Origin of the sequence: Bacteroides timonensis (assembly GCF_000513195.1) — a bacterium.
Lineage (GTDB): Bacteria > Bacteroidota > Bacteroidia > Bacteroidales > Bacteroidaceae > Bacteroides > Bacteroides timonensis.
Genome location: NZ_CBVI010000125.1, coordinates 37,039 through 51,474, shown reverse-complemented (window position 1 = coordinate 51,474; position 14,436 = coordinate 37,039). Strand labels below are relative to the sequence as shown.

Here is a 14,436-nt window from a genome sequence, read left to right as displayed (position 1 = left end):
TTTGTAAAGACGGGGCTTGAGATTACTCTCAAACTCCTCTATACCGATACGGTCAATACCAGCACTGCCACGGTTGCTACGAACCTTTTCCCAAGCCGACATAATTAAATGACGGGAAATTGAATAAGGTTTTACATTTCGTTCTTGAATCATCCTAAACAATAACTTTAGTTGTACAATTACTAATTTGTTGAATAAGTTACCCCCTTCGCTCCATGCCCATTACAGACACTTCTAAACTACTACGGGGTAATCCGCCCCTGACACAGACTTCGGTACTCAGTTTCTTGAGGTTCGATTCCTCTTGAAACGCTCCCTTAACATTCCATGACAGGTTCCCGTGTTCCACAAAAGAGCCTCCTGACGGGTCAAGCCATCTTTTACACCGGATGCCGATAGGACAGTAAACAGGTTTCCTCCTAACTTATCCCATAGATTTCTAAACTCCACGGTTTTGACATCAATTTACTCGCTAACGATGCTTACAATGGTTCACATTACATTCTTCTCCCGAAAGGATACCTGACGGTTAAGACCGCCTTTTAAAAGTATCGCTCACTACCTTAACTCTTGATTAAAGCAGCATACTCCGGTTTGCTACCAGCTCCTGCAAGCAGATAGCGGAGGGCCTACCTCCATCTCTTTTGCAGTTAAGCACGCAAACGTACAAAGGCTGCGTGCTCACGGCACACGTAGAAAGCAAAACATCATAATAACAGCAAAACAGTTAATATACACTCATCATGGTAGCATTTCAATATGTTTAGTGACATGCTATATTTCACATATTTACATTCCAGCATATTCTATGAATAAAATGATTATAACAATGCGCTATTTCAGTATATACTTGCAGTTTTAACTGCTTTTTATGCAGAAAAGGGTTACTACTTATGACTGATATGGTTACTACATATGGGCAAAAAGGTTACTACATACCAACAAAAGGGTTACTACATATCGGAATTTGACTTATTGATATTATATTTCTCACTTATTAGTGCGTTTATTTCATCCAGAATAAATGTAAGTATTTTGATACCGCATTAACTATCTGACGTTTATTCATTTTCGTTTGCACGCTTCCAATCCTATTGACCTCCGGACAGAAATAGTACATTCTCAGTCAACTAAAAATACAAATTGTCAAAATGATGAATGCCATCGTTGAGAAATAAATCTGTGGTGAACAAATATTAAAACCGAAAACAAACCGTAAGGAATACTGTTGGAAGGGGAAACTTAAAAACGATAACAGTTATGAATTACGGTATTAGTATCCTTTTCAGGGCTATCCCATTGCTGATGGCCCTTTTTTGTTTCGGCTACGGAGCCTTTGTGCTCGACATGGGGACGGACACGAACCGATTCGTTGCGGGACCCGTGGTCTTCTCTTTAGGAATGATATGTATCGCGCTGTTCGCTACGGCAGGTACCATCATCCGGCAGATTATCCACACGTATAGTACGGCGGCAAAATATGCCCTGCCCATCATCGGCTATCTGGCTGCCGTGGTGTGTTTCATCGGTGGAATGACATACATTAATGACGGCAGTACGGTGGCCCATTTCGTTGCGGGACATGTCATCTGCGGAGTAGCTTTCATCACTGCATGTGTAGCCACTACCGCCACCTCTTCCACCCGCTTCACCTTCATCACGCAAAATTCCAAAAAGACTGACCATACCGTACCTGCCAAGTCATTCTCTTCGGCACAGGCGGACATACTCATCATTCTGGCTGTTGTGTTCGCCGTCATCACATGGGTTTGGGCATTCTGGTTATTGGGACAAAGTGATATTCACACGGCTTACTATGTGGCCGGACACGTAATGGCCGGACTGGCATGTATCTGTACGAGCCTGGTTGCACTGGTTGCTACCATTGTCCGGCAGATACGTAACTCTTATAGTGGTGCCGAACGGAAATGGTGGCCCGCCCTCGTATTGGTGATGGGCACACTGAGTATCCTGTGGGGACTTTGGGTGCTGACGAATGCCGACCCGGGCAAATCTTCCACCGGATACATTATGATAGGTCTGGGTTTAGTTTGTTACAGTATATCCAGCAAAGTAATTCTGCTGGCTGTTATTTGGCGGAACGTCTTTAAGCTGGCGAACCGGATTCCGCTCATTCCGGTGCTCACCGCGCTTACTTGTCTTTTCCTCTCTGCTTTTCTGTTTGAAATGACAACGCTGAATGATGTCTACTTTGTTCCCGCACGCGTATTGGCAGGATTAGGCGGCATCTGTTTCACGCTGTTCTCCATCGTCAGCATTCTGGAAAGCGGAACGTCCAATTGATGATAAATCACTCTCTTTTTTTATAAATCACTCTCATGGATGGGTTGGGGTTTCGCCAGCTCATCCATAAACACTTCCACATTCCAGGCATGGTGCGCCACATAGGCAGCCGGACCGGTATCACCCGAATCCAGAATATCGCGTACAACGTTGGACTTGTTTCTGCCTGTCACAAAGAAAATCAGCTGCTTGGCATTAAAAAGCAAACAGCCGGTCATGGCTATGCGCTTCTGCCCATTGTAGGGATTAACGCTTACCTCATAAGGATGGAAAGATGAAAGCAAATACTCCTGACCGGGGAAAATGGACGAGGTATGCCCGTCTTCTCCCGCCCCCAGCAGAACAATATCAAGAGCCGGAAAGCCATGCCAGAGTGGCGCATTGCAACGCACTATGCGAGAATAGCTATTCGCTTCATCATCGGGATCGTTGCTGCCGTCAATAGGAAAAATATATTCCTCAGGCATTCCCACTTCATCCAGCAACAGCCGACGCATATTGCCATAGTTACTCTCCGAGTCTTCGGCAGGTACACACCGTTCATCCACCCAATAAATACGCATACGGCTCCACGGAGTGGCATCCTTGAATTCTTCCGCCCACAAATCGAACATAAGCGAGGGCGTGCTGCCTCCACTGAATGCTATGTGAAAAATCTTCTGCGGCTCTTCCTCCATCAAACTAATAAGGTGCTTGATGAGAGCTCGTGCCGTTTCAGCAGCTGTACTATAGATATAAGTTTTCATAACTCACAATATTGATCAGTGTTCGTAAGGTTCTTACACGGATTGGTCCAGTCGGCACCATGTTCGTGCATCATAGCTTCACTTTCCAGTGGGCCCCAGGTTCCGACAGGATAACCGTAGAGAGGCGCGTCAGGATATTCATTCCAATAGCGCAGCACAGGATCAAAGAAACGCCAGGAGGCTTCGACAGCATCACTGCGGGTAAAAAGTGTCGGGTCGCCCTGAATGCAGTCTTCAATCAGGCGGGCATAAGCATCGCCCGTGGCGTGTCCGCCCAGTTGGTCGTAACTGAAGTCCATCATCACTTGCTTCACATCGAATCCCGGTCCGGGAACTTTCATGCCGAACTTCAGCACAATACCCTCGTTGGGTTGCAGGCGGAGGATTAGTTTGTTAGCCCGCGGACAATGTCCGCCATGGCAATGAAACATCTGATGGGGCGTTTCACGGAAGTGCACTACGATTTCCGTCACCTTGGTAGGCATCTGCTTTCCTGTGCGGATGTAGAAAGGTACACCGCTCCAACGCCAGTTATCAATACCGATCTTCATGGCGATGTAAGTTTCAGTGCGCGAGTCGGCGGGGACGTTCTTCTCTTCACGGTAGCCCTTTTTAGAACCGGAAGCGGTATATTGTCCGCGGACTATATGTTCATTCAAATCTTCATCCGTCAGAGGTTTCAATGACTCGTAGACTTTTACCACTTCGTTACGGAAATTATCGGCGGTGAAGACAGCGGGAGGCTCCATGGCAGTGAGGGCCACCAGTTGGATAAGGTGGTTCTGTACCATGTCGCGCAAAGCGCCTGTACCGTCATAGAAGCCGCCACGCTGTTCGATACCGAGATTCTCGACAGCGGTAACCTCTACATAATCGATGTAATTACGATTCCACAACGGTTCAAAGATGCCATTGGCAAAACGGAAAGCAAGGATATTTTGTGCCGTCTCCTTACCAAGGAAGTGGTCGATGCGATAGATCTGAGACTCTTCGAAAACGGAAGCATAGATATGGTTTAATTCTTGTGCCGACTTCAGGTCGTAGCCGAAAGGCTTTTCGATGATGATGCGGGTATGTTTACGATTCAATCCGGCTGTTTTCAGATGTAGAGGGATGACGCCATAAAGTGAGGGAGGCGTAGCGAGATAGAACAGTAAATTGTCTGGTTTCTTTTCACCGGTGATTTCCTGCAAACGGCTGTCCAGGGTTCCGTAACCTTCTTCTATGGCAGGGTCCATACTAAGGTAGTGCAAATGAGTGCAGAACTCTTTCATTCCCACTTCGGCCGGTGTGACAAAATGTTCCAGCTCGTTCAGGATATAGTCGCGATAAGTTTCATCCGCGTAGTCGGTACGGCCGATACCGAGAATGGCAAATCCTTCGGGCAAACGATTATCCTTGTAGAGCGAGTAGAGTGCCGGCATCAGTTTGCGTTTCGTCAAGTCGCCCGAAGCGCCGAATATGATCATTACAAATTTACTCATAGAATCTTGTTTTTTTTGATTAGCTTCTGCAAATTGGCCCTTGTAATAAATTCATTAGCTCTTGCTTTATAATTTTATTGCCAGGGCTTCATTTTATACATTATAGGTACCTGATTTTGTATCTCCGCCATGTCCGGTCCAGTTTTCATGGAAGAACTGTCCGCGGAGTTCATCGGTACGCTCAAAGGTATGTGCGCCGAAATAGTCACGCTGAGCCTGAATCATATTAGCAGGGAGCTTCGCAGATACCAGCGAATAGAAATAGTTCAATGCGGAAGAGAAAGCCGGAACAGGCAGTTCCTCTTTCATCGCATGGGCTACGAGGTGTTTCCAGCCGGAGAGCAACTCTTTGATTTCTTCCCGGAAATAAGGAGCGAGCAGCAAATGCTTCGGCTTCTGCTGTGCTTCAAAAGCAGCAGCTATATCATTCAGGAATATACTGCGGATGATGCAGCCTCCGCGCCACATACGGGCAATGGATGCCAGATCGAGATCCCAGCCGAAAGATTCGGACGCCTTTTGCAACACGGCGAAACCTTGTGCATAAGATACCAGTTTAGAAGCATACAAAGCGGAATAAATATCTTTCACCAGTTCCGGCTTATTATAGACCACTTGTGAGCGCTGGCAAATGATTTTTTTGAAGCTGCCTCACGCAGATTTTTCTGCGCTGAAAGACTACGCTCAAAAACAGCCGTTGCAATCAGTCCCAGGGGCATACCCAATTCCATTGCATTGATAACGGACCATTTGCCGGTACCTTTCTGTCCGGCAGTGTCCAGTATCTTGTCAATCAGGTAACCGCCCGCCTTATCCTTATGCCGAAGAATATTGGCTGTAATTTCTATCAGATAGCTACGCAACTTACCCTCATTCCAGTGGGCAAAGACGGAAGCCATGTCTTCATTATTCAGTTGCAGAAGATTCTTCATCACCCAGTAGGCTTCGGCAATCAACTGCATATCACCGTATTCGATACCATTATGTATCATTTTAACGAAATGTCCCGAGCCGGCCGGACCAATCCAGTCACAGCAAGGAGTACCATCGGCAGCACGTGCAGCAATACTTTGCAGAATGGGCTTTACTTCATCCCAGGCAGTAACGGAACCGCCCGGCATAATAGAAGCACCGTTCAACGCTCCCTCTTCACCGCCCGAAACACCGGCACCGACAAAGCGGAAACCTTTCGATTCGGCCAATGCCACACGGCGGTTGGTATCTTCATAGTTTGAGTTGCCTCCATCTATCAAGATATCTCCCGGGGAAAGATGCGGAAAGAGTTGTTCCATCAGTTCATCTACGGCACTGCCGGCACGCACCATCATCATGATTTTGCGCGGGGTGGAAATGGACTCTACAAAGTCAGGAATTTCAGTGTATCCTTCAATACTTTTCCCTTTGGCACGACCGTTGATAAAGCGTTCTACCACACCTTCTTCCACTCCCGGAACAGTACGGTTAAACACGGACACATGCCATCCCTTGTCCGCCATATTCAAAGCTAAATTCTCCCCCATCACGGCAAGTCCGATTAAGCCGATATCTGTCTTTTGTCCTTTTTCTGTCATAACTTGCATTTTTTGTTATTGTTTCATTGAAATGGAAACAATATGTCAAGGGCATTTGTTCGTATGAATTTCGAATAAAAATCGTACTTTTGCAAACATAACTCTATTTCAATGGAGAAACTTAAATTCAGTTTTATGAAAAAACTACATATCGGCTTACTGCCGCGTATCCTTATAGCCATCGCATTAGGTATTCTTTTTGGTAATTTTCTTCCCGGAGAATTGGTACGCCTGTTCGTTACATTCAACGGTATCTTCAGCGAATTTCTGAATTTCTCCATACCGCTGATTATTGTGGGACTGGTTACCGTAGCTATTGCCGACATCGGTAAAGGTGCCGGGAAACTGCTGTTGATTACCGCACTGATAGCTTACGGGGCAACCCTGTTTTCCGGTTTCCTCTCTTACTTTACAGGAGTAACTATATTTCCTCATCTGATAGAGTCCGGTGCCCCGCTGGAAGAGGTCAGCGAAGCGCAAGGGATATTGCCGTTTTTCTCAGTCGCCATTCCACCGCTCATGAATGTAATGACGGCACTGGTACTGGCTTTCACTTTAGGGCTGGGACTTGCACAACTGAAAAACGATACACTTAAGAATGCAGCACGTGATTTTCAGGATATCATTGTCCGTATGATCAGTGCAGTGATCCTGCCGTTGCTTCCTATTTATATATTCGGTATATTCCTTAATATGACACATTCGGGACAGGTATTCTCTATCTTAATGGTATTTATAAAAATTATCGGCATAATCTTCCTGCTGCACATCTTCCTGCTGGTATTTCAATATTGTATCGCTGCGCTGTTTGTCCGCAAAAATCCCTTTAAACTGTTGGGGCGGATGCTGCCCGCTTATTTCACGGCTTTAGGTACACAGTCATCCGCTGCCACCATTCCTGTTACCTTGGAACAGACAAAGAAGAATGGTGTGTCACCCGATATTGCAGGGTTTGTTATCCCTCTTTGCGCCACGATACATTTATCCGGCAGCACGCTGAAAATCGTAGCATGCGCTCTTGCTCTGATGATGATGCAAGGCATACCTTTTGATTTCCCTTTATTTGCCGGTTTCATTTTCATGCTGGGAATCACGATGGTAGCCGCCCCGGGAGTTCCCGGTGGTGCCATCATGGCATCTCTGGGTATTCTGCAATCCATGCTCGGTTTCGATGAATCGGCACAGGCACTGATGATCGCACTCTACATTGCAATGGATAGCTTCGGTACTGCATGCAATGTAACGGGAGATGGAGCCATTGCACTGGTGGTAGATAAGATCTATAAGTGACGAGCTACAAGCTACGAGCTACAAGTTGTTTGTAACCCATAGCGCAGCTACTTGTCACTCGTAGCTCGTAGCTTGTAGCTAATAAGTTTTGTATTCTCGTAAAAAATAACGAATTTTGCCCCGCAAAAAATAATCAATAAAGAAGCCTACAATATGAAAACAGCTTTAATCTCCGGAATAACAGGCCAGGACGGTTCGTTTCTCGCCGAATTCTTATTACAGAAAGGATATGAAGTACACGGTATTCTCCGCCGTTCTTCTTCATTCAATACAGGGCGCATCGAACACCTGTACTTCGACGAATGGGTACGCGATATGAAGCAAAAGCGCACCATTAACCTGCATTACGGTGACATGACGGATAGCAGCTCGCTGATCCGCATCATCCAACAGGTACAGCCGGACGAAATATATAACCTCGCTGCACAAAGCCATGTAAAAGTATCTTTCGACGTACCGGAATACACCGCAGAGGCAGATGCCATCGGCACGCTGCGTATGCTGGAAGCTGTCCGCATCCTCGGCATGGAGAAAAAGACAAAGATTTACCAGGCCTCCACTTCGGAACTTTACGGTAAAGTACAGGAAGTCCCCCAATCGGAAACAACTCCTTTCTATCCCCGCAGCCCGTACGGAGTAGCCAAACAATACGGCTTCTGGATTACAAAGAACTACCGCGAAAGTTATGGTATGTTTGCCGTAAACGGTATCCTCTTTAATCACGAAAGCGAACGTAGAGGAGAAACATTCGTAACCCGTAAGATTACGCTGGCCGCCGCCCGCATAGCCCAAGGTTTCCAGGACAAACTGTATCTGGGTAATCTGGATGCACGCCGCGACTGGGGATATGCAAAAGATTATGTAGAATGTATGTGGCTGATTCTTCAGCACGATACACCGGAAGACTTCGTAATCGCCACAGGCGAAATGCATACGGTCCGCGAATTTGCTACGCTTGCCTTCAAGGAAGTAGGCATCGAACTGCGATGGGAAGGTGAAGGTGTAGAAGAAAAAGGTATCGATGTGCAAACGGGAAAAACGCTTGTAGAAATAGATCCTAAATATTTCCGCCCTGCCGAAGTGGAACAGCTGTTAGGTAATCCGACAAAGGCCAAAACTCTTTTAGGGTGGAATCCGAGACAAACCAGTTTTGAAGAATTGGTGAAAATCATGGCAGCACACGATATGAAGTTTGTGAAGAAGCTATATCTGAGATCACTTGAAAAATAATATATAAAAAAGAGAACTATAATGTTAGACAAGAACGCCAAAATCTACGTAGCCGGACACCGTGGTCTGGTAGGCTCCGCCATCTGGAAAAACCTGCAAGATAAAGGATATACCAATCTCATTGGCAAAACCCACAAAGAACTCGACTTGCTGGATGCCGTTTCCGTACGTAAATTCTTTGATGAAGAACAACCGGAATATGTATTCCTTGCCGCTGCTTTCGTAGGCGGCATCATGGCAAACAGCATTTACCGTGCCGACTTCATCTACAAAAACCTGCAAATACAGCAAAACGTCATCGGTGAAAGTTTTCGCCACAATGTGAAGAAACTCCTCTTCCTGGGAAGCACCTGCATCTATCCGCGTGATGCCGAACAACCCATGAAAGAAGAAGCGCTCCTCACCTCTCCGCTGGAATACACCAACGAACCGTACGCCATCGCCAAGATTGCCGGACTGAAAATGTGCGAGAGCTTCAACCTGCAATATGGCACGAATTACATCGCCGTAATGCCTACCAACCTCTATGGTCCGAATGACAACTTCGATCTGGAACGCAGCCATGTGCTCCCTGCCATGATTCGTAAGATACATCTGGCTCATTGCCTGAAGCAAGGCGACTGGGATGCAATATGCAAAGACCTGAACCAGCGTCCGGTAGAAGGCATCGACGGCAACAGCAGTAAGGAAGATATCCTTGCCATCCTTGCCAAATACGGCATCAGCGACAGCGAAGTGAAATTATGGGGCACAGGCACACCTCTTCGCGAATTTCTCTGGAGCGAAGAAATGGCAGATGCCAGCGTCTTCGTAATGGAGCATGTAGACTTCAAAGACACCTACAAACAAGGTGATAAAGACATCCGTAACTGCCATATCAATATAGGTACAGGCAAAGAAATCTCTATCCGCGAACTGGCCGAACTGATAGTTTCCACCGTGGGTTACCAAGGTCAGCTGACTTTCGACAGCACCAAACCGGACGGAACCATGCGCAAACTGACTGACCCCTCAAAACTGCACGCTCTGGGCTGGCAACACAAAGTGGAGATCAAAGAAGGCGTACAACGCATGTACAACTGGTACTTAGGGCGGTAATGCATTAAATTCACCACAGAGTAACACAGAGTTCCACAGAGTTTGTTTTCCTTGAGCTCAAATTGATTAAACTCTGTGGAACCCTGTGTTACTCTGTGGTGAGCTTCATCTGCCCAAGCTAAATTGTACATATCCCCCCGCTTTTTTCAGTTAAAAATTTGCATTCTTTCTATAAAGCCTTATATTTGCACAATTTTCAACTAAATGTGCAATATATAATATCATGGAACAAAGTTTTATCGCCTATATTGAGAACAGCATTAAACAGAATTGGGACCTGGATGCCCTGACCGATTATAATGGGGCTACCCTGCAATACAAAGACGTAGCCCGCAAAATAGAGAAAGTACACTTAATCTTCGAAGCAAGCGGCATCAAGAAAGGAGATAAAATTGCCATCTGCGGACGTAACAGTTCACACTGGGGAGTTACTTTCCTCGCTACACTGACCTACGGGGCTGTTGCAGTTCCCATCCTGCACGAATTTAAAGCGGATAATATACATAATATCGTAAACCATTCCGAAGCCAAATTACTGTTTGTGGGCGACCAGGTATGGGAGAATCTGAACGAAGCCGCCATGACCATTCTGGAAGGCATCATCCTGATGACGGATTTCTCTATCCTGATATCCCGTACAGAAAAACTGGATTATGCCCGCGAACATCTGAATGAGTTGTTCGGCAAGAAATATCCCAAGAATTTCCGCAAGGAACACATCGAATATCACAAGGATCAGCCTGAAGAACTGGCAGTAATCAACTATACTTCCGGTACGACGAGTTATTCTAAAGGCGTAATGCTGCCCTATCGCAGTCTGTGGTCGAATACAGCATTTGCATTTGAGGTATTGCCACTGAAGGCCGGAGATAAGATTATCTCCATGCTACCGATGGCGCACATGTATGGACTGGCATTCGAATTCTTGTACGAGTTCGCCGCAGGATGTCAGATATACTTCCTCACCCGTATGCCAAGTCCGAAGATTATCTTCCAGGCATTCTCGGAAGTAAAGCCGCACCTTGTAGTAGCTGTGCCACTTATCATTGAAAAGATTATCAAGAAAAACGTGCTTCCGAAACTGGAAACGCCGACTATGAAGTTATTGCTTAAAGTCCCCATTATCAACGATAAAATCAAGACAACCGTACGCGAAGGAGTAGTCAGTGCCTTCGGTGGACGTTTTGCGGAAGTCATCGTAGGGGGTGCCGCTTTCAACCAGGAAGTAGAACAGTTCCTACGCATGATAGAATTCCCCTACACGGTAGGTTACGGAATGACGGAATGCGGACCGATCATCTGTTACGAAGACTGGTCACGCTTCAAACCGGGTTCCTGCGGTAAGGCCGTCCCCCGTATGGAAGTGAAAATCCTTTCTCCTGATCCGGAAAACATAGCGGGAGAAATCGTATGCCGCGGACCTAACGTCATGCTGGGATACTATAAAAATGAAGAAGCTACCCGTGAAGCTATTGATGCAGACGGTTGGTTGCACACCGGTGACCTTGCGCTGATGGATGCCGAGGGCAATGTAACCATCAAGGGACGCAGCAAGAACATGCTGCTCGGTGCCAGCGGACAGAATATCTACCCCGAAGAAATAGAAGACAAACTGAACAATATGCCATACGTTGCCGAAAGCATCATCGTACAGCAAAATGAAAAGCTTGTCGGACTGGTATATCCCGATTTTGACGATGCTTTTGCACATGGCCTGACCACTACGGACATCGAACGTGTGATGGAAGAAAATCGCGTTGCGTTAAACGCAGAGCTTCCGGCATACAGTCAGATACTCAAAATGAAAATCTATCCCGAAGAATTTGAAAAAACACCCAAACGCTCCATCAAACGGTTCTTGTACCAAGAGGCGAAAGGATAGGGAAAAAACACTAACCTTTATAAAGTATCATCTCAAATGAAAAACGAATTATTACTATCTGCTGCCATATTGCCCATGTGCGGTATGGCAGGAGAAGCGATTGCGGCATCTCCGGAAAAGGGAGCGCCGAAAGAAAAGCAACGTCCGAACATAGTTCTGTTTTTGGTTGACGACATGGGATGGCAGGATACTTCGCTGCCTTTCTGGACTCAACGAACGCATTACAACAACACTTACCACACGCCGAACATGGAACGTCTGGCGGCACAAGGGAAGATGTTCACACAAGCATACGCTTGTAGTATCAGCTCCCCCACCCGGGTCAGTCTTTTTACAGGGATGAATGCCGCGCGGCATCGTGTGACAAGTTGGACATTACGCAAAAATACAACGCATGAACAACCGGACTCTGTGATGATCTATCCGGAATGGAATGTGAATGGTATTTGTCAGGAAGCGGGAATCGAACGCACTACACAAGTCACTACGCTTGCACAAGTGCTTAAAGAGAACGGATATCAGACCATTCATTGCGGTAAAGCCCACTTTGGAGCAAATGATACTCCTGGAGCTGATCCGCTGACGATGGGCTTTGAAGTAAACATAGCCGGACACGCTGCCGGTTCACCGGCCAGTTACTACGGCAAGAATAATTTCGGTAATAAGCCGGACGGGAAAAGTCCGTTGGCAGCAGTTCCGGGATTGGAAAAATATCATGGTACGGATACCTTCCTCAGCGAAGCACTTACACTGGAAGCGATGAAGGCTTTGGATAGTGCACAACAAAAGGATGAACCATTCTTCTTATATATGGCTCATTATGCCATTCATACGCCTATACAACCGGACTATCGCTTCTATCAGAAATATCTGGATAAAGGACTTCCACCTGTAGAGGCCGCCTATGCCACCCTCATTGAAGGGATGGATAAAAGTCTGGGAGATCTGATGGACTATCTGGAACGCAACCATCTGACAGAAAATACAGTCATTCTTTTCATGTCCGATAATGGCGGACTAGCTGCACATACCCGTGCCGGAGAACTGCATACACAGAATTACCCGCTTAACAGCGGAAAAGGTTCCGCTTACGAGGGCGGTGTACGCGAACCGATGATCGTGAGCTGGCCCGGTGTAGTAGCTCCGGATACAAAATGCAGAGATTATCTGATGATTGAAGATTTCTATCCGACTATTCTTGAGATAGCAGGTGTCCAGAAGTACACTACCGTGCAACAACGGGATGGTATCAGTTTTATGCCGTTGTTGACAGGAAAGGGCAAAATCAAGGATCGCGATATCTATTGGCACTATCCCCATAGTTGGGGACCTTCGGGCCCGGGTATTGGGGCCACCTGCTCCATCCGTTCCGGTGACTGGAAACTTGTATATTACTTTGCGGACGGTAAACGTGAATTGTTTAATATTCCGGAAGATATCAGCGAGAAAAACGACGTGGCTATAAAGAATCCACGTATCGTAAAGAAATTAGCACAGAAATTAAGTAACTATCTCCGGTCGGTAGATGCGCAGCGTCCTACGCTTCGTGCCACCGGCAAATTAGCCCCCTGGCCGGACGAAATTAAAGATTGAAACCAATGAGACGATTATTTCCATCCATTATTGCATTACTGATGGTTGCGGGTACACTCCCTGCACAGACCACTGACAGTCCGTCAACAACAAAGAAAGACAGAGAGCCTGTCGGCATCAACCTATCCTTGTGGAAGAACATGTCTACACAACAGACTGATACTGTCGGCAGTACCTGCCTAAACCTCGGTATTTTTTCCTCCATGAACCGCCTGAACGGCGTGGGTATCAATCTACTGGGCGGAGTGGTGCTGCGTGACATGAACGGTGTACAAATCACAGGGCTTGCCAACTTAGTAGGAGGCAGTATGCGAGGCGTCCAGATTGCCGGTATCAGTAACGTGAATGGGAATAATCTCAGTGGCGTATCCATATCCGGTTTAGTCGGTATCACAGGAAATCATGCACAAGGTGTCATTTTCTCGGGGCTCACCAATATAACAGGAGACAACACCAGTGGTGTTATCATAGGTGGTCTGCTGAACATTAGCGGTGAGAACTCTTCGGGTGTGCACTTGGCAGGATTAGCCAATATTGCGGGTGAGAGCTTCAATGGCATCACCACTTCCGGGCTTCTGAATATTGTAGGCCAAAGTCTGCGAGGCATACAAATCAGCGGCTTGGGCAACATCACAGGAGAAAACATGCACGGTATGCAAATATCCGGACTCGGTAACGTGGTAGGCGGAAGTTTTACCGGTGCACAACTTGCCCCCATGAACATGGCAAAAAGCGGAAAAGGATTGCAAATCGGATTATTCAATTACTATAAGGAGAACTTCGATGGCTTCCAGTTAGGTCTGGTAAATGCCAATCCGGATACGAAAGTACAGCTAATGCTTTTCGGAGGAAACACTACGAAGCTGAATGTAGGTGCCCGTTTCAAGAACAAGTTGTTCTATACCATCTTAGGCGGTGGCACACACTATCTGGATTTCAGCGATAAGTTTTCCGCCTCCCTCTTCTATCGTGCCGGCCTCGAATTACCCTTGTACAAGCAGTTGTTCATCAGCGGTGACCTGGGCTTCCAGCACATCGAAAACTTCAAGAATAAAGATTACGGTTTCCCTGCACGCCTCTATGCCCTCCAAGCACGTGTCAATCTGGAATATCGCTTAACAGACCGCCTCGGTATATTTGTCACCGGTGGTTACGGCGGCAGCCGCTACTACAACAAGGGAGTTACTTACGATAAAGGAGTGATCCTGGAAGGAGGAGTGGTGGTGTTTAAATACTAA

The 14,436-nt window shown here is 46.6% G+C and carries 9 protein-coding genes and 1 pseudogene; 7 read left to right on the top strand and 3 right to left on the bottom strand.

Going from position 1 to position 14,436, the window contains the following annotated elements; genetic code table 11:
* The first annotated feature begins 1,260 nt into the window (after window positions 1–1,260).
* Window positions 1,261–2,304: a DUF2776 family protein gene (locus BN161_RS22795; RefSeq protein ID WP_044270526.1), complete on the top strand. Its 1,044-nt coding sequence runs from the start codon at window positions 1,261–1,263 to the stop codon at window positions 2,302–2,304.
* A 20-nt stretch (window positions 2,305–2,324) separates the two neighbouring features.
* Here the strand turns inward: BN161_RS22795 and pgl are convergent, their stop codons facing one another.
* From pgl to gnd, 3 genes and pseudogenes are all read right to left on the bottom strand, one after another.
* Complete coding sequence (gene pgl, locus BN161_RS22790; RefSeq protein WP_044270525.1) at window positions 2,325–3,050, bottom strand: 6-phosphogluconolactonase; 726 nt, start codon at window positions 3,048–3,050, stop codon at window positions 2,325–2,327.
* Complete coding sequence (zwf, locus tag BN161_RS22785) at window positions 3,047–4,534, bottom strand: glucose-6-phosphate dehydrogenase (protein ID WP_044270523.1); 1,488 nt, start codon at window positions 4,532–4,534, stop codon at window positions 3,047–3,049. The genes pgl and zwf overlap by 4 nt, the downstream gene beginning before the upstream one ends.
* Before the next feature lie 93 nt (window positions 4,535–4,627).
* Window positions 4,628–6,114: pseudogene (gene gnd, locus BN161_RS22780) on the bottom strand (decarboxylating NADP(+)-dependent phosphogluconate dehydrogenase).
* Between the two features lie 126 nt (window positions 6,115–6,240).
* Between gnd and BN161_RS22775 the strand changes: the two are divergent.
* From BN161_RS22775 to BN161_RS22750, 6 genes are all read left to right on the top strand, one after another.
* Window positions 6,241–7,395, top strand: a complete 1,155-nt coding sequence (locus BN161_RS22775; protein WP_044270535.1) for a dicarboxylate/amino acid:cation symporter — start codon at window positions 6,241–6,243, stop codon at window positions 7,393–7,395.
* A 153-nt stretch (window positions 7,396–7,548) separates the two neighbouring features.
* A complete protein-coding gene (gene gmd / locus BN161_RS22770; protein ID WP_007213539.1) occupies window positions 7,549–8,625 on the top strand; it encodes a GDP-mannose 4,6-dehydratase in 1,077 nt (358 codons plus the stop codon).
* A 21-nt stretch (window positions 8,626–8,646) separates the two neighbouring features.
* The gene (locus BN161_RS22765) at window positions 8,647–9,723 is read left to right on the top strand and encodes a GDP-L-fucose synthase family protein (protein WP_044270521.1); all 1,077 of its coding nucleotides are present in this window, start codon (window positions 8,647–8,649) and stop codon (window positions 9,721–9,723) included.
* Between the two features lie 223 nt (window positions 9,724–9,946).
* On the top strand, window positions 9,947–11,605 hold the full coding sequence (locus BN161_RS22760; RefSeq protein WP_044270518.1) for a long-chain fatty acid--CoA ligase: 1,659 nt from the start codon (window positions 9,947–9,949) through the stop codon (window positions 11,603–11,605).
* A 36-nt stretch (window positions 11,606–11,641) separates the two neighbouring features.
* Window positions 11,642–13,198 (top strand): sulfatase, encoded by a 1,557-nt coding sequence (locus BN161_RS22755; protein WP_044270517.1) that lies wholly within the window; start codon window positions 11,642–11,644, stop codon window positions 13,196–13,198.
* Window positions 13,199–13,203: 5 nt separating this feature from the next.
* Window positions 13,204–14,436 (top strand): LA_2272 family surface repeat-containing protein, encoded by a 1,233-nt coding sequence (locus BN161_RS22750; RefSeq protein WP_044270516.1) that lies wholly within the window; start codon window positions 13,204–13,206, stop codon window positions 14,434–14,436.

Coding starts and splice junctions, on each gene's coding strand:
- BN161_RS22750 (WP_044270516.1), top strand. CDS start 13,204: ATGAGACGATTATTTCCATCCATTATTGCATTACTGATGGTTGCGGGT.
- pgl (WP_044270525.1), bottom strand. CDS start 3,050: ATGAAAACTTATATCTATAGTACAGCTGCTGAAACGGCACGAGCTCTC.
- BN161_RS22765 (WP_044270521.1), top strand. CDS start 8,647: ATGTTAGACAAGAACGCCAAAATCTACGTAGCCGGACACCGTGGTCTG.
- BN161_RS22755 (WP_044270517.1), top strand. CDS start 11,642: ATGAAAAACGAATTATTACTATCTGCTGCCATATTGCCCATGTGCGGT.
- BN161_RS22775 (WP_044270535.1), top strand. CDS start 6,241: ATGAAAAAACTACATATCGGCTTACTGCCGCGTATCCTTATAGCCATC.
- BN161_RS22795 (WP_044270526.1), top strand. CDS start 1,261: ATGAATTACGGTATTAGTATCCTTTTCAGGGCTATCCCATTGCTGATG.
- BN161_RS22760 (WP_044270518.1), top strand. CDS start 9,947: ATGGAACAAAGTTTTATCGCCTATATTGAGAACAGCATTAAACAGAAT.
- zwf (WP_044270523.1), bottom strand. CDS start 4,534: ATGAGTAAATTTGTAATGATCATATTCGGCGCTTCGGGCGACTTGACG.
- gmd (WP_007213539.1), top strand. CDS start 7,549: ATGAAAACAGCTTTAATCTCCGGAATAACAGGCCAGGACGGTTCGTTT.